This is a genomic window from Methylobacterium sp. B4 (genome assembly GCF_003201865.1).
Classification (GTDB): domain Bacteria; phylum Pseudomonadota; class Alphaproteobacteria; order Rhizobiales; family Beijerinckiaceae; genus Methylobacterium.
Window position 1 is genome coordinate 1 of the sequence record NZ_QJJJ01000029.1, and the last position, 20225, is coordinate 20225.

At 69.1% G+C, this 20225-nt stretch carries 22 protein-coding genes; 11 read left to right on the top strand and 11 right to left on the bottom strand.

What is annotated here, in order from left to right; genetic code table 11:
* Window positions 1-131 precede the first annotated feature (131 nt).
* Both BY998_RS21565 and BY998_RS21570 read right to left on the bottom strand, forming a co-directional pair.
* Entirely contained in the window at window positions 132-404 is a 273-nt protein-coding gene (locus BY998_RS21565) for a DUF3072 domain-containing protein (protein ID WP_181425588.1), read from the bottom strand.
* Between the two features lie 74 nt (window positions 405-478).
* Window positions 479-1366, bottom strand: coding sequence for a branched-chain amino acid aminotransferase (locus BY998_RS21570; RefSeq protein ID WP_110353752.1), 888 nt, complete (start codon window positions 1364-1366; stop codon window positions 479-481).
* Between the two features lie 216 nt (window positions 1367-1582).
* On the opposite strand from BY998_RS21570, the gene BY998_RS21575 reads away from it, so the two are divergent.
* The 7 genes from BY998_RS21575 (at window position 1583) to BY998_RS21605 (ending at window position 7009) form a co-directional block, all read left to right on the top strand.
* Window positions 1583-2161: a MarR family transcriptional regulator gene (locus BY998_RS21575; protein WP_110353753.1), complete on the top strand. Its 579-nt coding sequence runs from the start codon at window positions 1583-1585 to the stop codon at window positions 2159-2161.
* Window positions 2161-2889 (top strand): response regulator transcription factor, encoded by a 729-nt coding sequence (locus BY998_RS21580; RefSeq protein WP_110353754.1) that lies wholly within the window; start codon window positions 2161-2163, stop codon window positions 2887-2889. Before BY998_RS21575 ends, BY998_RS21580 begins: the two co-directional genes overlap by 1 nt.
* Before the next feature lie 8 nt (window positions 2890-2897).
* Window positions 2898-4304 carry an ATP-binding protein gene (locus BY998_RS21585; RefSeq protein WP_110353755.1) on the top strand — a complete coding sequence of 469 codons (1407 nt, stop codon included), beginning with the start codon at window positions 2898-2900 and terminating at the stop codon, window positions 4302-4304.
* 147 nt (window positions 4305-4451) lie between these two features.
* Complete coding sequence (locus BY998_RS21590; protein ID WP_110353756.1) at window positions 4452-4643, top strand: hypothetical protein; 192 nt, start codon at window positions 4452-4454, stop codon at window positions 4641-4643.
* A gap of 43 nt (window positions 4644-4686) precedes the next feature.
* The gene (locus BY998_RS21595) at window positions 4687-5868 is read left to right on the top strand and encodes a pyridoxal phosphate-dependent aminotransferase (RefSeq protein WP_110353757.1); all 1182 of its coding nucleotides are present in this window, start codon (window positions 4687-4689) and stop codon (window positions 5866-5868) included.
* A gap of 184 nt (window positions 5869-6052) precedes the next feature.
* A complete protein-coding gene (locus BY998_RS21600; RefSeq protein WP_110353758.1) occupies window positions 6053-6466 on the top strand; it encodes a DUF1236 domain-containing protein in 414 nt (137 codons plus the stop codon).
* Window positions 6467-6712: 246 nt separating this feature from the next.
* Window positions 6713-7009, top strand: a complete 297-nt coding sequence (locus tag BY998_RS21605) for a hypothetical protein (protein ID WP_110353759.1) — start codon at window positions 6713-6715, stop codon at window positions 7007-7009.
* An 8-nt stretch (window positions 7010-7017) separates the two neighbouring features.
* Here the strand turns inward: BY998_RS21605 and mscL are convergent, their stop codons facing one another.
* Window positions 7018-7443: a large conductance mechanosensitive channel protein MscL gene (gene mscL, locus BY998_RS21610; protein WP_110353760.1), complete on the bottom strand. Its 426-nt coding sequence runs from the start codon at window positions 7441-7443 to the stop codon at window positions 7018-7020.
* Window positions 7444-7898: 455 nt separating this feature from the next.
* Between mscL and BY998_RS21615 the strand changes: the two genes are divergently transcribed.
* The gene (locus BY998_RS21615; protein WP_110353761.1) at window positions 7899-8606 is read left to right on the top strand and encodes a sigma-70 family RNA polymerase sigma factor; all 708 of its coding nucleotides are present in this window, start codon (window positions 7899-7901) and stop codon (window positions 8604-8606) included.
* A gap of 19 nt (window positions 8607-8625) precedes the next feature.
* Here BY998_RS21615 and gyrB read toward each other — a convergent pair whose 3' ends face one another.
* The 7 genes from gyrB to BY998_RS21645 all read right to left on the bottom strand — a co-directional run bounded on the left by gyrB (window position 8626) and on the right by BY998_RS21645 (window position 15195).
* Entirely contained in the window at window positions 8626-11073 is a 2448-nt protein-coding gene (gene gyrB / locus BY998_RS21620; protein WP_110353762.1) for a DNA topoisomerase (ATP-hydrolyzing) subunit B, read from the bottom strand.
* A 252-nt stretch (window positions 11074-11325) separates the two neighbouring features.
* Complete coding sequence (locus BY998_RS21625) at window positions 11326-11970, bottom strand: MBL fold metallo-hydrolase (RefSeq protein WP_110353763.1); 645 nt, start codon at window positions 11968-11970, stop codon at window positions 11326-11328.
* Window positions 11971-12048: 78 nt separating this feature from the next.
* Window positions 12049-12453 carry an acyl-CoA thioesterase gene (locus BY998_RS21630; RefSeq protein ID WP_110353764.1) on the bottom strand — a complete coding sequence of 135 codons (405 nt, stop codon included), beginning with the start codon at window positions 12451-12453 and terminating at the stop codon, window positions 12049-12051.
* Between the two features lie 82 nt (window positions 12454-12535).
* Window positions 12536-12679: a hypothetical protein gene (locus BY998_RS24515; protein ID WP_181425589.1), complete on the bottom strand. Its 144-nt coding sequence runs from the start codon at window positions 12677-12679 to the stop codon at window positions 12536-12538.
* Between the two features lie 204 nt (window positions 12680-12883).
* The gene (locus BY998_RS21635) at window positions 12884-13168 is read right to left on the bottom strand and encodes a hypothetical protein (RefSeq protein WP_110353765.1); all 285 of its coding nucleotides are present in this window, start codon (window positions 13166-13168) and stop codon (window positions 12884-12886) included.
* 118 nt (window positions 13169-13286) lie between these two features.
* Window positions 13287-13472 carry a DUF1508 domain-containing protein gene (locus BY998_RS21640; RefSeq protein WP_110353766.1) on the bottom strand — a complete coding sequence of 62 codons (186 nt, stop codon included), beginning with the start codon at window positions 13470-13472 and terminating at the stop codon, window positions 13287-13289.
* A gap of 172 nt (window positions 13473-13644) precedes the next feature.
* Window positions 13645-15195, bottom strand: a complete 1551-nt coding sequence (locus BY998_RS21645) for a DEAD/DEAH box helicase (RefSeq protein ID WP_110353767.1) — start codon at window positions 15193-15195, stop codon at window positions 13645-13647.
* A 538-nt stretch (window positions 15196-15733) separates the two neighbouring features.
* On the opposite strand from BY998_RS21645, the gene BY998_RS21650 reads away from it, so the two are divergent.
* The gene (locus BY998_RS21650) at window positions 15734-16819 is read left to right on the top strand and encodes a calcium-binding protein (RefSeq protein WP_110353768.1); all 1086 of its coding nucleotides are present in this window, start codon (window positions 15734-15736) and stop codon (window positions 16817-16819) included.
* Window positions 16820-16905: 86 nt separating this feature from the next.
* On the opposite strand, the gene BY998_RS21655 is transcribed toward BY998_RS21650, so the two are convergent.
* The gene (locus BY998_RS21655) at window positions 16906-17142 is read right to left on the bottom strand and encodes a hypothetical protein (RefSeq protein WP_110353769.1); all 237 of its coding nucleotides are present in this window, start codon (window positions 17140-17142) and stop codon (window positions 16906-16908) included.
* 190 nt (window positions 17143-17332) lie between these two features.
* Here BY998_RS21655 and sseA point away from each other — a divergent pair, with 190 nt between their 5' ends.
* Together sseA and BY998_RS21665 are read left to right on the top strand one after the other, a co-directional pair.
* The gene (gene sseA, locus BY998_RS21660) at window positions 17333-18181 is read left to right on the top strand and encodes a 3-mercaptopyruvate sulfurtransferase (protein WP_110353770.1); all 849 of its coding nucleotides are present in this window, start codon (window positions 17333-17335) and stop codon (window positions 18179-18181) included.
* A 270-nt stretch (window positions 18182-18451) separates the two neighbouring features.
* Entirely contained in the window at window positions 18452-20164 is a 1713-nt protein-coding gene (locus BY998_RS21665; RefSeq protein ID WP_110353771.1) for a heparinase II/III family protein, read from the top strand.
* The last annotated feature ends 61 nt before the right edge of the window (window positions 20165-20225 follow it).

Below are 20225 nucleotides of genomic sequence, written 5' to 3' on the forward strand. Positions count from 1 at the left end.
GGTCTCTCGGGTTCGAGGTTGGTCGTCGCAACCCGACCCTACCCGGCAACCGCCGATGACCACCCCTCAGCTACACCACCATCCGGGACACGACCGAGGGCGTCCATCGCCGCGCGTTTCGTGGGGCGAGTTCAGTCCTTGCCCGTCTCCTTGCGCAGCGCGTCGATGCGCTTGGAGGCTTCTGCCTTGTCGAGGTCGGCCTCGAAGGCGTCCGGGGACTTCGCCTGCTCGGACAGCGTCTTGAGATAGGAGGCCTGGGCGCCGGTCATCGGCTCGGCTCCGGTCGTCCACTCGTCGGGATCCTTGATCCGGTTCGACTCGTCCGTCGGATCGGATTTGGGGTTCTCGGCCTGCGCCTGGTTCTTCGTGGTCTTGCCGGTCATCGACACGCTCACATCGTTCATGGAATGTTCTGTCCAGGAACGCGGCGCGGCGGGCGAGGTTCCGAGTGCCTTACACCCGGAACCTCGATCAGTGCTCAGGCCGCTGCGGCCTGCGGCTGCACCTCGGCGAGGTAATCGTCCATCAGCGTCTTGGTCAGGGCGGCGGGCGTGAAGCGGTAGGGGCCGATCTCGGCCACCGGGGTCACCTCGGCCGCCGAGCCTGTGATGAAGCACTCGGAGAAATCGGCCATCTCCTCGGGCCGGATGCGCCGCTCCACCACCCGGACGCCGCGGCGCTTGGCCAGTTCGATCACCGTCTGGCGGGTGAGCCCGTTGAGGAAGCGGTCGGCCTCTGGCGTATGGATCACGCCGTCGGCGATGAAGAAGACGTTGGCGCCGGTGCATTCGGCGACGTTGTCCTCCCAGTCGAGCATCAGGGCGTCGGCGTAGCCCTTGTTCTCGGCCCGGTGCTTGGAGATCGTGCAGATCATGTAGAGGCCCGCCGCCTTCGAGGTGGAGGGGGCCGTGCGCGGATCGGGGCGGCGGTAATCGGCGATGTCGAGGCGGATGCCCTTCATCTTGGTCGCCGGGTCGAAGTAGCTCGGCCATTCCCAGGCGGCGATGGCGAGGTGGATGGTGTTCTTCTGCGCCGCGACGCCCATCATCTCGGAGCCGCGCCACGCCACGGGGCGCAGATAGGCGTCCTTCAGGCCGCTGGTGGTCAGCACCTGCGCCTTGGCCGCCTCGATCTCGTCGACGGAGAACGGGATCTCGAAATCGAGCAGCTGTGCCGAGCGGAGCAGGCGCTCGGAATGCTCCCGGCTCTTGAAGATCCGGCCGCCATAGGCCCGCTCGCCCTCGAACACCGCCGATCCGTAGTGGAGGCCGTGGCTGAGCACGTGGATCTTCGCCTCGCGCCACGGCACCATGGCACCGTCGAACCAGATCGTGCCCTCGCGCTCGTCGAACGGGATCACGGACATCTCTCGAAGTTCCTCTGCGCGGCCTTCAGCGGATCCAGGGCCGCGGGGTCGCAGGTGGTCGGAAAACCGGCGCGCCGCCGCTCGTCGTCGTGGGGAGCGGGCGCAGCCGGACGGGTTGACGGGTAGCAACGAGGCTGAGATATGTCAACAACACTGACTTATCTTCCCGACCCGGCCCAAGCTCCTCCATCCGCCGCCGACCGAGGTGTCCCCGACGTGACCCGCGTGATGACGAGAAGCGCCGAGATGGCCATTCAGCCGGCCGCCGAGGACCCGTTCCCGGGCCGGGTGACGGAGGCGGGTGGCGAGAGCGACGACCTGATCGAGCTCCTGTTCTTCGCGTATCGCGATTTCGTCGCCGATCCCGACCGGATCCTGGCGCAGTACGGCTTCGGGCGGGCGCATCACCGGGTGCTGCATTTCGTCGATCGCTATCCCGGCCTCACCATCGCCGAACTCCTCGATATCCTGCGCATCACCAAGCAGAGTCTCAACCGGGTGCTGAAGGACTTGATCGACCAGGGCTATGTCGAGCAGCGGACCGGAACCAGCGACCGGCGCCAGCGGCTCCTGTTCTGCACGCCGTCCGGGCGGGCGCTGACGGCCGACCTCACCCGCGTTCAGGTCCGCCGGATCGTCCGCGCGCTCGACGCGCCGGCCGAGGCAGACGAGGGCGAGCGCGACCGCGACGCCCGCGCGGCCTCCGCCCAGGACTTCCTGCTCGCGATGATCGAACCGGCCGAGCGCGCCGCCATCCGCCGCCTGATGGCCCGCCGCGCCACGGTGCGCGCCTGATGTCCGCGGGGAATGCCCTCCGGGCCCGAACGGAACTGCCGGACCACGCGCCGCACATCCTGCTCGTCGACGACGACCGCCGGGTGCGCGAACTCCTCTCCCGCTTCCTCTGCGAGCAGGGGTTCCGCGTCACGGCCGCAGCGAGCGCGGCCGAGGCGCGCTCGCGCGGCCAATGCTTCGTCTTCGACGCCCTGGTGCTCGATGTGATGATGCCGGGCGAGAGCGGCTTCGACTATGCCCGCTCCGTGCGCGAGACCTCGCGGGTGCCGATCCTGATGCTGACGGCCCGCTCCAACCCGAACGACCGGGTGACGGGCCTGGAGATCGGCGCCGACGACTACCTGCCCAAACCCTTCGAGCCGCGCGAGCTGATCCTTCGGCTCAACAACATCATCCGCCGCCACGCCTCGGCGCCCCAGAGCCGCCCCATCGGCGACGAGGCGGTGAGCTTCGGCCCCTTCAGCTTCCGCGCGGACCGGGGCGAGCTGCGCCGCGACAGCGAGCCGGTGAAGATCACCGAGCGCGAGCGGGAGATCCTGACCATGCTGGCGCAGGCGCGCGGCGGCAATGTCGAGCGTGAGACGCTGGCCGGCAATGGCGGTCTGGCGGCCGAGCGCACCATCGACGTGCAGATCAACCGCCTGCGCCGTAAGATCGAGCCGGACCCGGCCAATCCGAGCTTCCTGCACACCGTGCGCGGCGTCGGCTACCGCCTCGCCCTCGATTGAGGCACGACATGGCGGCCCCCGCCGGCCCCACCGCGACCGCATCCCGTCCGACCGGCGCCCTGACCGGGCCGTTCGGCCGGGTCCGGAGGATCTGGCGGCGCGTCAGCCGCGCCGTCGGCGACGTGCTGCCCAAGGGTCTCTACGCCCGCTCGCTGATCATCATCATCGCGCCGATGGTGCTGCTGCAATCGGTGATCGCCTACACCTTCATGGAGCGGCACTGGCAGCTCGTGACGCGGCGCCTCTCGGCGGCCGTCACCGCCGATGTCGCCGCACTCATGGACATCTACGAGTCCTATCCGCAGGACAAGAACGCCGAGACGCTCGGGCGCATCGCCGGCGAGCGCCTGAACCTCGATGTCGACATCCTCAAGGGGGCCAAGCTGCCGAGCCCGGGGCCGCGGCCGTTCTTCTCGATCCTCGACGAGGTGCTGTCCGACGAGATCCGGCGCCAGATCCGCCGGCCGTTCTGGATCGACACCGTGGGCCGCTCGAACCTGATCGAGATCCGAGTCGCGATTCCCGAGGGCGTGATGCGGATCACCGCCCGCCGCAACCAGGCCTACGCCTCGAACTCGCACATCTTCCTGCTCTGGATGACCGGCTCGTCGCTGGTGCTGCTCGGCGTGGCGATCCTTTTTTTGCGCAACCAGATCAAGCCGATCCTGAGGCTCTCGGCGGTGGCGGAGGGGTTCGGCAAGGGGCGGGAGATCGAGTTCAAGCCCCGCGGCGCCCGCGAGGTCCGGCAGGCGGGCCACGCCTTCATCGAGATGAAGCGACGCATCGAGCGCGCCATGGAACAGCGCACGGCCATGCTCAACGGCGTGAGCCACGACCTGCGCACCATCATCACCCGCTTCAAGCTCTCGCTGGCCCTGGTCGAGCAGACGCCGGAGGTGGAGGATCTCCAGCGCGACGTGGACGAGATGAGCCGGATGCTGGAGGGCTACCTCGCCTTCGCCCGCGGCGATTCCGCCGAGACCGCCGCCGAGACCGACATGCGCACCATGCTGGAGGATCTGCGCAGCGACGTGGAGCGGCTGGGCGCCCATGTCGAGGCGGTCGAACTCGACGGGCACCCGACGGTGACGGTACGGCCCGACGCCTTCCGGCGCTGCCTGTTCAACCTCGCCGCCAACGCCGCGCGCTACGCCGACACCGTGGCGATCTCGGGCAAGCGCGAGCACCGCTCCTTCCTCGTCTCGATCGACGACGACGGGCCGGGCATCCCGGTCGAGAGCCGGGAAGAGGTGTTCAAGCCGTTCGTGCGGCTCGACGACGCGCGCCAGGATGCGGGCGGCTCGGGTCTCGGCCTCGCCATCGCCCGCGACATCGCCAGGGCGCATGGCGGCGACGTCTCGCTGCAGGACAGTCCCCTCGGGGGCCTGCGGGCGACGGTGCGGATCCCCGCCTGACGCCTGTTCAGCCGTCGTCGAAGCGTGAGCGTCGAGATTCTGAGCCGACGGGAGCTTCCTCGGGTGGAACGGCGATGCTAAGACCGCCGCTGCCTGATCTTCGTCCGCGCCGCCTTGCGGTCCCTCCTGTTGAGCGAGTGTCGTCGTATGAACCCGCTGGTTCCGCTCCTGTCCCTTCTGCTTCTCCCCATCGCCGCGATCTGCGCCCTGCTCTACCTCGATACGGGGATCGAGCCGGCCCTGTTCTGGGCGACCGTGAAGACCTTCGCGATCCTGTTCGTCGTCGGCGGCGCGATGTCCTACGCCGCGAGCCGACTCGCCGACCGCACGCACGCCTGAAGCGGAGCAGCCCGTCCGCGCTTCTGAGCGAGGGCCGCAGGTCGTGATGCAGGTCGTCCCCGCCTTCGGCCGGATCGGCGAGGAGAACGCCTTCGCCGTCCTCGCCCGCGCGGGCGCTCTGGCGGCCCAGGGCCGGGACATCGTCAATCTCGGCATCGGCCAGCCGGATTTTCCAACGCCGGCCCACATCGTGGAAGCGGGCGTCAAGGCCCTGCGCGACGGCCATCACGGCTACACGCCGGCCGTCGGCATCCCGCCCCTGCGCGAGGCGGTGGCGCGCGACATCCTTCGGCGCCACGGCGTCGAGGTCTCGCCCGATTCGGTCATGGTGGTGCCGGGCGGCAAGGTCACCATGTTCATGGCGATCCTGATGTTCGGCGAGCCCGGCGCCGAGATCCTCTACCCCGATCCGGGTTTTCCGATCTACCGCTCGATGATCGAGTTCACCGGGGCCACCCCGGTGCCGGTGCCGATCCGCGAGGCCAACGGCTTCGCCGTCTCGGCGCAGGAGACCTTGTCCCTCGTCACCGAGCGCACGCGCTTGCTGATCGTCAATTCGCCGGCCAACCCGACCGGCGGCGTGACGCCGAAGGCGGAGATCGATGCCCTGGTGAAGGGCCTGGCGGCCTATCCGGATCTCGCCGTGCTCTCGGACGAGATCTACGGCACGATGACCTATGACGGGCAGGCGCACGTCTCGCTTCTGGGCTATCCCGAACTCCGTGACCGGCTGATCTATCTCGACGGCGCCTCGAAGACCTACGCGATGACGGGCTGGCGTCTCGGCTGGTCGGTCTGGCCGAAGCCGCTCTACGACGCCGCCCGCAAGCTCGCGGTGAATTCGTTCTCCTGCGTGAACGCCGCCGCGCAATGGGCCGGAGTCGCGGCGCTCGACGGGCCGCAGGACTGCGTGACCGAGATGATGGCGGCCTTCGACCGCCGCCGTACCCTCATCGTGAACGGCCTCAACGCCATTCCCAGCCTGTCCTGCATCGTGCCCAAGGGGGCTTTCTACGCCTTCCCGAATGTCGCCGGGACCGGTTGGAAGGCGAAGGCGCTCGCCTCCGCGCTTCTGGAGGAGGCGGGCGTGGCCGTGATCGGCGGACCCGATTTCGGCATCCACGGCGAGGGCTACCTGCGCCTCTCCTACGCCAACTCCGCCGAGAACATCGAGAGCGCCCTGGCGCGCCTCGCCGACTTCCTCGCGCGGACGCGCCCCGCCTGAGCGGGAAAGATTCGTGCAGCCGCGAAGACGCACTCGGCGAAGCGTCATCTCCGGTCCGAGGGATCGGAAGCAATCTCGGCCTTTCTCACCTTTTCGTGCATCCCTATCCGCGGATCGGGCGTTGTTGGGGCATGCTTCGCTGCACTCACGGTGCGGTGAACGTCGCAACGACGGAGAACTACGAATGAAGATCAAGACCCTGCTCGCCGCCTCGGCCCTCGCCCTCTCCCTGCCCATGGCGGCCCAGGCTCAGGGCACCCTGCGCGGTGCTGAGCGCGGAGCCGAGGAGGGCGCGGCGGCGGCCGGCCCGATCGGCGGTATCGTCGGCGGCGCGGTCGGCGCGGCTACCGGCACGATCGGCGGTATTCTCGGCGTCGACGACCGTCCGCGCTTCCGCTCCTACGTTCGCGAGCGCAATGTGCGCTCCTACGATTACGACGGTCGCCTCGCGGTCGGCAGCACCCTGCCCGATTCCGGCGTGACCTATTACGAGGTTCCCTCGGAGTACAAGGTCACCCGCGGCACCCGCTACACCGTGGTGAACGATCGGCCGGTACTGGTTGATGGCCGCCACCGGGTCATCGAAGTGCTCGACTAACGATCGCGGACATCGCCGCACGTCCTGATGCGGCTCGATCCGGCCCCGGCACCTACTGTGCCGGGGCCGTTTTGTTGAGTGAGACGGCCCTTCTGCATCCATTCGGCCGATGTCGAGTGTTCGAGCCTCCGGGTTTCGGTGTCGTCTCGCACGTTTGCGAAACCGGCCCGGCGAGATCGTTCGCAACGCTGTCCGTCTTCAATCGTTGAAGTCCACGAGACCTCCGCGCCCCGATCAGGACAGACGATGACCACGCCCAATCCGACGCCTGAGAACGCCTCCGACAGCCCGCCCCTGCCGGAATCCGTGCGCGACCATCTCGGCCACGAGTTGCGCGGCGTCCTTACCGAGGCGGCGCCCGAACCGCGCTATCTCGGCGACGAGCAGCCGGCCGTGCCGCCGAAATTCGAGCCGCAGATCCGTCGGCTGGAAACCCGGCTGAAGACCCACGAGGAAGGCACCGAGGCCGTCGAGCAGGCGCTCGACCGCATCCTCGACGCCTTCGGGATCGCGCCGCCGGATAACGACGCGACCAAGCTCTGAGGACGGGCTCAGCCCCGCCGAGCGGCCAGGAGATCGCGAATCTCCGACAGGAGCTTTACGTCCGCCGGCACCTCGGCCACGGGCTCCGGCTTGGCCTCCTCGCGCGACTTCAGAGAGTTCATGGCGCGGATCACGAGGAAAAGCACGAAGGCGACGATGGTGAAGTTGACGGCGAGCGTAAGGAACTGGCCGTAGCCGACCACCGCGCCGACCTTCTTGGCATCGGCATAGGCCATGCCGGCCTGCACCTTCGATGAGAGCGGGATGTAGTAGTTCGAGAAATCGAGCCCACCGGTGATCGCGCCGACGATCGGCATGATGATGTCCTGCACCAGCGAATTGACGATGGCGCCGAAAGCGGCGCCGATGATCACGCCGACGGCGAGATCGACCACGTTGCCGCGCAAGGCAAATTTCTTGAATTCTTCAAGCATCCTGAGACTCCCGCCGAAAACAGCCGCGCTAGGCTCGTGAAACTAAGACGGGCGCTCCGGCCGCCAAGAGGAGCTGGGCCGGCTTCCGCGCGAGCCATTCCGGACCCTCCTGGCCTGCGCGATCCAACTTTCGCGGCAACCGAGCCTCTGACTTCGACCGATGGACATTCCACCGACCGGCAATCCGGATTGATCGGTTCAGGCCAAGCTTCGCGCGATCGGCCTTGGAGCAGAAGCGTCCCTGACGGCAATGTTCAGCCTCCGCTGACGCCGAGCGGTCAGTTTCTCAGACACCTTTGGAAACAAAAAAATCTTCCCAACCCGTGACTTTGCTCGACGGGACGAGAGGCAATCGCTGTGTCGAAGCGTCCGTTTAGAGTCAGTTCATTTTTCAATTGCTACCGAACAGGGACTACTTCGAACACTCCCCGACGCAACCCGAGGCTCCCCTTCGGATGATCGACGACCCGACGCACCCCCTCTTGCCAGAAGCTCCCGGTGAAAACCGGGGCGAAGCGGCAAAAGCCGTGCCCGGTCACCTCGCCCTGGCCCTGCGCGACTACTTCGATCTAGCCGGACAAGCCCCTCTTCCAAACCGGTTGGCCGAACTCATCCAGCACTTCGAGGCGGCACTCGCCGTCCATGGCGGTCGGATGGAAGTGATCTTCCGGGACGATCTCGTGAAGGCCCTGCCGATGCTGCGAACCTTCGCGATCTCGCTCACCGCCAATCCGGCCCGGGCCGACGATCTGGTTCAGGAAACGATGGTCAAGGCTTGGGCGAACCGAGAACGCTTCACACCGGGCACCAACTTCACGGCCTGGCTGTTCACGATCCTGCGCAACCAATTCTACACCGAAGTGCGCAAGGGCCGCCGGGAGGTGGAAGATGCCGACGGCGTTCATGCCGGTACGCTCACGGCGCATCCGGATCAGGAGCACGCGGCGGGTCTGCGCATGGTGATGAACCTGATCGGTACATTGCCGCTGCCGCAGCGGCAGGCCCTGCTCCTCGTGGGAGCGGAAGGCTTCACCTACGAGGAGGCCGCCGAGCAGCTCGGCTGTCAGGTCGGCACGGTGAAGAGCCGCGTCAGCCGGGCGCGGGCCTTCCTCGTCAGCTCGTACGAGGGCTTGCCGGACGGCCTCTCGGCGGCGCGGGTCTGATCCCGCGCCGCCGGCCAGATTACACGTCGAGATTGGCCACGCTGAGTGCGTTTTCCTGGATGAACTCGCGCCGCGGCTCGACCACGTCGCCCATCAGCTTGACGAATAGGTCGTCGGCGTCGGTCGTATCCTTGACCTTCACCTGCAGCAGCGAGCGCACGTCGCGGTCGAGCGTCGTCTCCCAGAGCTGCTGGGCGGTCATCTCCCCCAGCCCCTTGTAGCGCTGCAGCTGCAGCCCCTTGCGGCCGAAAGCCATCACCGCCTCGAACAGACCGACGGGGCCGTAGAGTTCGGTCTCGTCGCCCTTGCGGGCCAGCGTCACCGGCTCGGCGTAGATCTCACGCAGGGTCTCGGCCCGCTCGGCGAGGCGGCGCGCCTCCTGCGAGGAGAGCAGCGTAGCGTCGAGATTCGCGACCTGGGTGACGCTGCGCAGGGTGCGGCTGAAGACGTAGCCGCCCTCCGAGGCCGCGCCGGTCCAGCCCTTCTCGATCTCGTCGGCGATCCGGTCGAGCCGCTTGGCGGTGCGGTCGGCCAGCACCTCTGCCTCGCCGGGATGCTCGGCCGCGTCCTTTTCGAAGGCGCCCGCCAGAACCGCCTGCTCGACCACGGCGCGGTCGTAGCGGGTGTGGAGGCTGCCGAGGATGCCGCGGAAGGCGCGGGCCTCCTCCACCAGGGTCTTGAGCTGCGCGCCACCGAACTCGGTGCCGGAAGCGAGCCGCAGCACGGCACCCTCGACGCCCTGATCGATCAGGTAGTCTTCCAGCGCCCGCTCGTCCTTGAGGTAGAGCACGCGCCGCCCCCGTTCCGCTTTGTAGAGCGGCGGCTGGGCGATGTAGAGGTGCCCGCGCTCGATCAGCTCCGGCATCTGGCGGAAGAAGAACGTCAGGAGCAGGGTTCGGATGTGCGAGCCGTCCACGTCCGCATCGGTCATGATGATGATGCGGTGGTAGCGCAGCTTGTCCGGGTTGAAGCCCTCGCGGTCGGTGCTCGATCGGCCGATGCCGGCGCCGAGCGCCGTGATCAGCGTGCCGATCTCGGCCGAGGACAGCATCCGGTCGGCGCGTACCCGCTCGACGTTCAGGATCTTTCCGCGCAGCGGCAGAACCGCCTGGAAGGTGCGGTCGCGGCCCTGCTTGGCCGAGCCGCCGGCCGAATCGCCCTCCACCAGCAGCAACTCGCACTTCGACGGATCGCGCTCCTGGCAATCGGCGAGCTTGCCGGGCAGCGAGGCGATGTCGAGCGCGCCCTTGCGGGTGATGGTCTCGCGGGCCTTGCGCGCCGCCTCGCGGGCAGCCGCCGCCAGCACCACCTTCGCCATCACCGAGCGTGCCTGGGCCGGATTCTCCTCCAGCCAGGTCGAGAGTCCCTCGTTGAGGATGTTCTCGACCGCCGGGCGCACTTCGGACGAGACGAGCTTGTCCTTGGTCTGCGAGGAGAATTTCGGATCGGGCACCTGCACCGAGATGACCGCGGTCAGCCCCTCGCGGCAATCGTCGCCGGTGAGCGAGACCTTCTCCTTCTTGGCGATGCCGGAGGACTCGGCGTAGCCGGTCATCTGGCGCGTCAGGGCGGCACGGAACCCCGCCATATGCGTGCCGCCGTCGCGTTGCGGGATGTTGTTGGTGAAGGGCAGGACCGTCTCGTTGAAGGAGTCGTTCCACCAGAACGCCACCTCGACGCGGATGCCGTCGCGCTCGCCGAGCACGGTCACGGGCTTGGCCATGCCGTCGACCGGTTTGCGGGAGCGGTCGAGATAGCGCACGAAGGCCTCGACGCCGCCCTCGTAGCAGAGCTCCTCGCGCTTGTGTTCGGCGTGGCGGGCGTCGGTGAGCACGATGCGCACGCCCGAATTCAGGAAGGCGAGTTCGCGCAGGCGCTTCTCCAGCGTCGGATAGTCGAACTCCGTCATCGTGAAGGTTTCGGTCGAGGGCAGGAAGGTCACCTCCGTGCCGCGCCGGTCGCCCGCCGGGCCGACCACCTCCAGCGGCGCCACCGCGTCGCCGTGGCGGAATTCCATCCGGTGCTCCTTGCCAGCGCGCCAGATCCGCAGCTTGAGGCTTGTGGAGAGCGCGTTGACGACCGAGACGCCGACGCCGTGCAGGCCGCCCGAGACCTTGTAGGAGTTCTGGTCGAACTTACCGCCGGCATGGAGCTGGGTCATGATGACCTCGGCCGCCGAGACCCCCTCCTCCTTGTGGATGTCGGTGGGGATGCCGCGCCCGTTGTCGGAGACCGTCACGGAGCCGTCGGCGTTGAGCGTCACGGTCACGAGGTCGGCATGGCCGGCCAGCGCCTCGTCGATGGCGTTGTCCACCACCTCGTAGATCATGTGGTGGAGGCCGGAACCGTCGTCGGTGTCGCCGATATACATGCCGGGCCGCTTGCGCACGGCATCCAGGCCCTTGAGAACGCGGATCGATTCCGCGCCGTAGCTATCGGCGTGTTCGGTGTTCGGGGAGTCAGCCATGAAATTCCTCGGGCAGGCGGCTCGCGAGCCTCTTTTCGACACCGGCCGGGCCGGGCGTGCCTGCTATCTCCGTATCGAATTCATATAGGCGTTCCCCCCTGATTTTGCATCGCTTTTCGCGTCGGGAAAGCGCCGCTACGGCCCGCTTTGTGACGCGGTTCTCGTTAATCCTCCGTTAGGCGCGCCGAGAGGCTTGCAGACCTGCCGCGCGGGTGCCGCCCAGCGGCGCCTGATCACCAGCATCCCTGCCGGTCAGTCCTGCAGGAACGGGTTCGTCGCCCGCTCCTGTCCCAGCGTGCCGGTCGGCCCGTGGCCGGGAATGAAGGCCACGTCGTCGCCGAGCGGCAGCACCTTCTCCTTGATCATGCGGATGAGTTGCTCGTGGCTGCCTCCGGGCAGGTCGGTGCGGCCGACCGAGCCCTGGAACACCACGTCGCCGACCAGGGCGAAGCGGGCGTCGCGGCTCATGAAGACGACGCTGCCCGGAGAATGGCCGGGGGCGTGCCAGATGTCGAAGGTCAGGCCGCCGACGGTGACGGCGTCGCCCTCGTTCAGCCAGCGGTCCGGCGCGATCGCGCGGGCGCCTTCGAGACCGTAGCTCGCGCCTACCTCGGGCAGCGAGTCGAGCAGAAACTTGTCCGCCTCGTGCGGCCCCTCGACGGGCACGCCCAGCCGTTCCTTCAGCTCCGCGGCGCCGCCGGCATGGTCGATATGGCCGTGCGTCAGCAGGATCTTCTCGACGGTGACGCCCTGCGATCGGATGGCCGCCTCGATACGGTCGAGATCCCCGCCCGGATCGACCACCGCGCCGACCTTCGTGGCGTCGTCCCAGATCAGGGTGCAGTTCTGCTGGAACGGGGTGACCGGGATGATCGCGGCGCGGGGCGTAGCGGGCATGCGGACTCGTCTGGCTCTCTTGGACGGCTCTCGTCCGGTTCTAGCCTGCCGCCGGGCGAAGCGCCAATGCGGGCCCGCTCAGGTCTGGACGGGGATCGGGCGCGGCCGGCCCTCGTCGTCGATGGCGACGAAGGTGAAGGTCGCCTCCGTCACCTTCTCTCGGAACTGGGTCTGGAAGCGGCGCGCCCAGGCTTCGAGGTGGATCTTCATCGAGGTGCGCCCGACATGGCCGATCCGGGTGTAGACGCACAGCACGTCCCCGACGCGCACGGGGCGGATGAAGGTCATCGCATCGACCGCCACGGTGACGACCCGCCCCTGGGCCCGCTCGACCCCGGCGATGCCGCCGGCCTGATCCATCTGCGAGAGCACCCAGCCGCCGAAGATGTCGCCATTGGCGTTGGTGTCGGCGGGCATGGCGATGGTGCGCACCGTCAGGTCGCCGATCGGATGCTCCTCGTCCCCATCGATCGCCTGCGTCATCGCTCCCTCCCCCGTCCGCGACTCGTTGATGGGAGCCAAGCACGGCCGCAGGATGCGCGCCAGGGCCGGCCCGAAGCTCGTCTCAGGGCATGATCCCGGCGAGCTTCAGGCCGGCGGCGAGGAAGATCGCCGCCGCGCAGACGAAGAATTCGAGGGGGATGTCCTGCCAGGACAGGCTGCGGAAGCGCGCCGCCGCGCGCTGCTGCCGCGTCACGAGATCGATCATCGGGCGTCCTCCGGAGCGGCCCGTCTGATGCGGGCCGGCTCGGCAAGGGATGATCCTATAACGGTTCGACCTCCGGCGGCCAGCGCCCCGGCGACAACGACGCCGAGACCGTCGCCCGAGAAAAAACCCCGGGGCGAGGCTCCGGGGTCTTCGATGTCGGGCCGTCTCGATCGCGCGCCCGCTTCGCCGGGCGCGCGGTTCGGCTCAGTAGTAGAACCGGCGCGGGCCGTAGAACCGGCGCGGACCACCGTAGAAGCGGCGGCCGTAATACGGGCGACGGTAGAACGGGCGCGGGCCGTAGAAACGGCGGCCGTAATACGGACGCGGACCCCAGCCGCGACGGTAGTACTGCGCCTTCTCGGCGGCGACCGGTGCCGCGTCGGCGACGAGGGCAGCGGCCGGGCCGACCGGGGCGGCCGAAGCGCCCTGCGGGGCGACCGCGACGAGGCCGAGGGCCATCAGCGCGGCGATCAGGAGTTTTTTCAGCAAGTCTGCATTCCCTCTACGGCAATCGCGAACGGACATGCCTCTGCCGACACGCCGCCGAGGCCCAAACGCGCGAGGGACCGAAAGGGTTTCGCGGAGTCCCGCCCGAGCGGGGCGGCGATCAGGCGATCTTCATCGTCATGTCGACGGTGGACGCCTCGCCGCTGCGCTTCACCAGGGCGATGGCGTGCTCGCAATCCTCCCGGCGGACATAGCCCTCGCCGGAATCGGCGATGACGTTGCCGTTCTGCACCCGCAGGCGCCAGCGCCACTCGCCGCCCGCGTCGCGATAGAGTTCGAAGCGCATCCCGCATCCCTCCCGCCGGACCGCGCGTCGAAAAAAGCGCGGCGCGGGATAGAACGCATCCCGCGCCGAAAGGATCGATTCGGACCGTCTCAAGAAGCGCCCGCTCGGAACCCATCCTTACGCGGACGGCTCAGCGGGCGTTTCGTGAGGGACGGAAGGCTCGCTGAACCGATCAGGAGCGCGGAGCGCGGTCGAGCCAGCCGATCGCGCGGCCGCCCTCCCCGCCGGAGCGGGCGGGCTGGCCGTCGGGGCGACGGGCGCCGCCGTTCGGACGGCCGCCCTGCGGACGTGCGCCCTGGGGCCGGGCCGCCTGGGGGCGACTCTCGCCGGCCCGCTCGGGACGGCGCTGATCGGGCCGCGGAGCGTCGGAGCGCGGCGCACCGGAGCGCTGGTCCTGCCTGTGACCCGGCTGACCCGGACGACCGCCACGGCCCTCCTGCGCGCGCGGCTCGCCGCGTCCCTCTCCACGCCCCTCACCACCGCGACCGCCGGGGCGGCCCTGGCGCTGGCCGGGACGGCCCTGCGGCTGGCGCGGCGGACGGCGCGCCTCCTCGGCGGCGGTCTCCTGCGCCTCCTGGCGGGACGGGGGCGCGAAGCCCTCCGGGAAGCCGGCGACCGGCACCTTCTGGCGCGTGGTCCGCTCGATGTCGCGGAGATACGCGCGCTCCTCGTCGTTGCAGAACGAGATCGCCTGACCCTCGGCGCCGGCGCGGGCCGTACGGCCGATCCGGTGGACGTAGGATTCGGGGACGTTCGGCAGGTCGTAGTTCACGACGTGGGTCACACCCTCGACATCGATGCCGCGGGCGGCGATGTCGGTGGCGACCAGCACCCGGCAGGAGCCGTCGCGGAAGGCGGCCAGTGCCCGCTCGCGCTGCGGCTGGCTCTTGTTGCCGTGGATCGCCGCGCCGACGATGCCGGCCTTGTCGAGGCCGCGCACCACCCGGTCCGCGCCGTGCTTGGTGCGGGTGAAGACGAGCACGCGCTCGATCTTGGGATCGCGCAGGATGTGGTTGAGCAGCGCCTGCTTGGCGCCGGTGTGGCAGAAGATGACCTGCTGCTCCACGCGCTCGGCGGTGGTCGCCACGGGCGTCACCGCAACCTGCACCGGGTTGGAGAGATACTGGTCGGCGAGCCCGGCGATGTTCTTCGGCATGGTGGCCGAGAAGAACAGGCTCTGGCGCCGCGCCGGCAGCATCTTCACGATGCGCTTGAGCGCGTGGATGAAGCCGAGGTCGAGCATCTGGTCGGCCTCGTCGAGGACGAGGATCTCGACGCCTTCGAGCGTCAGCGCCCGCCGGTCGACGAGGTCGATCAGGCGGCCCGGCGTGGCGACGAGGATGTCGACGCCCGGCGCGACCGCGCGCTCCTGACGGCTGATGTTCACGCCGCCGAACACGACCGTGTTGGTGTAGGGCAGGTGGCGGGAATAGTCGGCGAAGCTCTCGGCGATCTGGCTCGCCAACTCGCGGGTCGGCGAGAGAACGAGAACGCGGCAGCCGCGGCGGGGGGCGCGGCGGTTGTCGAGCGAAAGGCGGTGCAGGATCGGCAGGGCGAAGGCGGCCGTCTTGCCGGTGCCGGTCTGGGCGATGCCGCAGAGGTCACGGCCCTCCATCGCGGCCGGAATGGCCTGCGACTGGATCGGCGTCGGCGTCACGTAGCCGGCCTCGGCAAGCGCGCGCAGGACGGGCTCGGCGAGGCCGAAATCGGTAAACTGGGTCAAGTGGGTACTTTCGAGGCAGCTGAACCCGGGCCGGCGAGCAAGGCTCACACGGGATCTTCGACGGGTCCGTCGGTCCGGAAGGCGGCCCGCGTGATGGGGCAGCCTGGGGTGCATGCACGTTGAAGAGAGGGGCCGGGGCGCGATCTCGAAACGAGACGCGAACCGTCACGCAGCCCCCTCAAGCGACCCCGTTCGGCCGCTGACGCTGCACCTGCGATATGCGACGTTGCACCTGCGAAGTCAATGACTATGCCCTAACCCGGACTATGCCCCACCCGACGGTGGGCCGGCCGCCACGGACGATCGCCGCGTCGAAGAACGTGCTCGCGCCGCAAAACAGCTTTCGGACCGCAACCCGACGGAGAAGCTTGAAACGCTCAAGTCTAAATTCCATCATTTGAAATTATCATCGGCAATCTGCGCCTAATTTTATCATTTATTGCGTTGAATAAAAATATTCGACTGAGGGGGAACCGCTCCACGTCTGCATTGGATGCCCGGACGGCTGCTTGGCAGCTCTGTGGGCAGGAGACAGACGATGGCGATCATTTCAGGAACGAACGGGGACAACATTCTCAACGGCACGGCCGGCGACGACATCATCCTCGGATTGCTCGGGAACGACACCATTTCCGACGCGGCTGGCTTCAACCGGATCGACGGCCAGGACGGCAACGACACGATCACCGGCGGCACCGGTCTCGATTTCATCGCCGGCGGGCCGGGCAACGACACGATCTTCGGCGGGAACGGCGCAGACCAGATCATCGGCGAGGCCGGCAACGACACGATCTACGGTCAGGACGGCGACGACTACGCGGCCGGCAATCCCGGTGACGATGCCCTGTACGGCGGATCGGGGAACGACTTCCTGGTCGGCGAGGCGGGCGCCGACCTCGTCGTCGGCGAGGCGGGCAACGACTTCGTGGCCGGCGGCGATGACAACGACACCGTCCGCGGCGGCGACGGCGACGACCTCGTCGTCGGCGACGCGGGCAACGACCTCCTGTTCGGGGACGCCGGCAACGACACCGTCTTCGGCGATTTCGGCGACGACCGGATGTCGGGCGGCTCGGGCGCCAATATCCTCGACGGGGCGGCCGGCACCGACACGGCGGTGTTCGCCTTCAACTTCGCCGATGCCCAGGTCTCGTCGGCCGGCACCCTGTCCATAATCGGCGGCCAGAATTCGACCGATACGGTCAAGAACACGGAGATCTTCGAGTTCGCCGACCGCGCGATCGTACAGGGCGACGGCAACGCGGTCGTCGACGACCTGTTCTACTTCAGCCGCTACGGCGACGTTTACCGGAACGGCAACGACGCCGAGCAGCACTACGACGATTACGGCTGGCGCGAGGGCCGCGATCCGAACGCCTTCTTCGACACCAAGGGCTATCTCGCGGTCTATACCGATGTCGCGGCGGCCGGCATCAACCCCCTCGAACACTACCTGACCTATGGCTGGAAGGAGGGACGCGATCCCTCGGCGCAGTTCGATACCAAGGCCTACCTCGCGGCCTACGGGGATGTGGCGGCAGCGGGCCTGAACCCCCTGCAGCACTATCTCGAATACGGCGCCGTCGAGGGCCGTTCGACCTTCGGCGACGGCACCTTCGCCTGAGCAGCGTCCGGCCGCCCGCGGCGCGAAAATGATCGGTGCGGCTCCACGAGGTCTCGCTCGTGGGGCCGCATCGATGCGGCTTGGCCCTATCCTTCGTCGAACCGGCTCATCCGGAAGACCTCGATTCCCGCGCCGTCGATCACCCGCACCGCCTCGGCGGCCGGACGGGTGCGCTGGGGCACCCGCGCCCGGGCGAACATCCGCCGCGCGCGCTCCTCGGCGCCCTCCCGGGTCGGTGTACGGACCGAGATCCGTTGTTGGACGCCCCCCGGCGCGTCGGCCTCCTCGGGGCCGAGCACCTCGATGTGATAGGTCTCTCGCACGTCGCTTCGGCTCCTCGCCTCTCTCGATCGAGGCATACCGCAAGATCGGGCCGCCCGCAGGCCGGCGAAAGGGCGCCGGACAAACGGGACGCGGTGACGCGGGGGTTTCCCATCCCCGGCCTTGCCGAAACCTCGCCGATGCCGGATGTGGTGTCTGACCTCCGGGGCAGGCTCGCGAGCGAGGAGATCCATGACGACATCGCCCTTCGTGACGCCGGACTGGCTGCACCAGCGCCTGAGCGCGCCCGACATCGTCGTGCTCGACGCCTCGTGGTACCTGCCGGCGCAGGGGCGCGACGCCGAGGCCGAGTATCGGGCGGCGCATGTTCCCGGTGCCATCCGCTTCGACCTCGACGCGATGAGCGACACCGAATCTTCCCTGCCGCACATGCTGCCCCGGCCCGAGGTGTTCTCCTCGCGGATGCGGGCGCTCGGCTTCGGCGACGGGGCGCAGGTGGTCGTCTATGACGGGATGGGCCTGTTCTCGGCTCCGCGGGTGCGCTGGATGCTGCAGACCTTCGGCATGCGCGACGTTTCGATCCTGGAAGGCGGCCTGCCGGCCTGGATCGCGGCCGGCTACCCGACCGAGGACGGCGAGAGCCGCCCGCGGGACCGGCGCCACTTCACCGCACGGCTCGACAACGGCGCCGTGGCCGATGCGGGCGATATCGCCCGGGCCCTGGCCGGCGGCACGGTCCAGGTGGTCGATGCCCGCTCCGGGCCGCGCTTCCGCGGCGAGGAGGCCGAGCCGCGCGCGGGCGTGCGCCCCGGCCACATGCCCGGCGCCAAGAACCTCCACTACGCCGCCCTCCAGGCCAATGGCCGCCTGCGGGACGAAGCCTCCCTGCGCGCGGCGATCGCCGAGGCTGGGGTCGATCTCGGCCAGCCCGTCATCACGACCTGCGGCTCCGGCGTGACCGCGGCCATCGTCGCGCTGGCGCTGGAGACGCTCGGGCGGCCACCGCGGGCTCTCTACGACGGCTCGTGGGCGGAATGGGGCTCGGATCCCGCCCGCCCCGTCGAGACGGGGCCGGCCTGAAGGCGCGTTCTCCGTCCTCCTCTCCCGCCGGACGCATCGCGCGATGCGGGGCGGGAAAAGGACGACACAGCGTTAGCGAAAGGTTAAGAGGGCCGGCCTAAGCTTTGCCGAAGCGGGCCCTCCGGTGCCCCGTCGCGCCCGGCGCGGCTCGGACTGAACGCGATCGGCCGATCACGATCGCGGCGCGGATGCCCGCATCAGAACAAAGGCTCGGCACCGCCCTTCCCCCACGCGAGGAGGCGGGGCTCCACGAGGCTCGGAGGATTCCGCTTGGGCAGGGGCCCCGAACGCTGGCAGCTCTACCGTCTCCTCGGCCGCGAGGTGGTGCGCGCGGTCCGCGAGCGGGCGGCGCGGTTCACGGCGCGGCCCGAGATCCTCACCCGCGCCCGGGTGACCGCCCTCGTCATCGCGCCCCACGACCTGCGCACCAGCGACGCGTCGCTGGCCGACGACATCTATTCCGGCCTGTTCGTGTTCGCCGGCCGCTCGCTGGTGGTGAGCGGGCGCTCGCCCTTCGATTACGATCCCCCCTCCCCCGATTGGGCGGACGCGCTCTACGGCTTCGGCTGGCTGCGCCACCTGCGCGCGGCCGACACGGCGCTCGCCCGCGCCAACGCCCGGGCCTTCGTCTCGGACTTCATGAGCGGTCGCGGCGAGGCGGCCCGCGCGAGCCCGGTGCCCGTGGCCTCGCGACGGCTGATCTCGTTCCTGTGCCAGTCGCCGCTGGTGCTGGAGGGGGCCGACCACGCCTTCTACCAGGGCTTCCTCAAGGCGGTCGGCAAGGGCGCGCGGGATCTCGAGCGCTCGCTGCGCCGCTCGGCCCCGCCGCAATCGCGCCTGCTCGCGGCGGTCGCGCTCACCTATGCCGGCCTGTGCTGCGAGGGCATCGAGCCGATCCTGCGCCGGGCAACGCGAATCCTCGTGCGCGAACTCGACGCGCAAATCCTGCCGGATGGCGGCCACCGCTCCCGCGACCCGCGCTTCGCCATGGAATTGCTGCTCGACCTGCTGCCCCTGCGCCAGAGCTTCCTCAGCCGCAGCGTCGATCCGCCGGAGGCGCTCCTGCGCGCCGTCGACCGGATGCTGCCGGCCCTGCGCCTGCTGCGCCACGGCGACGCCTCGCTCAGCCACTTCAACGGCATGGGCGTGACGGCCGCCGACCATCTCGCCACGCTGCTGGTCTATGACGGGGCCGGCACCGAGCCTCTGATGTACGCCCCCCATTCCGGCTATGCCCGGCTGGAGACCGGCCGGGTCGTCCTGGTCTGCGATGTCGGCGCGCCGCCGCCGATGGAGCAGTCGCGCGAGGCCGGCGCGGGCTGCCTCTCCTTCGAGCTGACGAGCGGGGCACAGCGCATCGTCGTCAATTGCGGGACCCCCGCCAGCGGCGGCGAGGTGCGCCGGATGTCCCGCAGCACCGCCGCGCACGCGACGGCGACGGTTGCCGATACCTCCTCCTGCCGCTTCCTCGACGAACCGGAAGGCTGGTGGGGCCGTCGGCTCGCCGCACGCTGGCTGTTGGCGCGGCGCGGCCCCGTGGTTCTGCGGGGACCCACCGACGTCGCGGTCGAGCGGCGCACCGAGTCGGGTGCGCTCGTCCTCGCCGCCCGGCACGACGGCTACGCTGCCGAGTTCGGGATCGTCCACGAGCGCCGCTGGCGGCTCGCCGAGGCGCCGGTCCGCTTGGAGGGCGAGGACGCCTTCCGCCGCGATGGCCGGCACCGTCGCGGGCACCCGCCCGCGGTGGCGGTGCGGTTCCATCTCCACACGGCGGTGACCGTGCAGGCGCAAGAGGAGGGCGGCGTGCTGCTGACCCTTCAGACCGGAGAAACCTGGCGCTTCACGGCCGAGGGCGCGACGCTGGCGATCGAGGATAGCGTCTACTTCGCGGGCGTCGTCGGTGCCCGCCGCACGGCGCAGCTCGTGCTGCACCTGACTGTGGCCGAGGACATGCTGGTGCGCTGGCGGATCGAGCGGGTCTGACGGAGCGGGAGACAGTTTCGCTCGCGTGCACAGGGGCTTTTCGCCGGCGAACTGGCCGCTA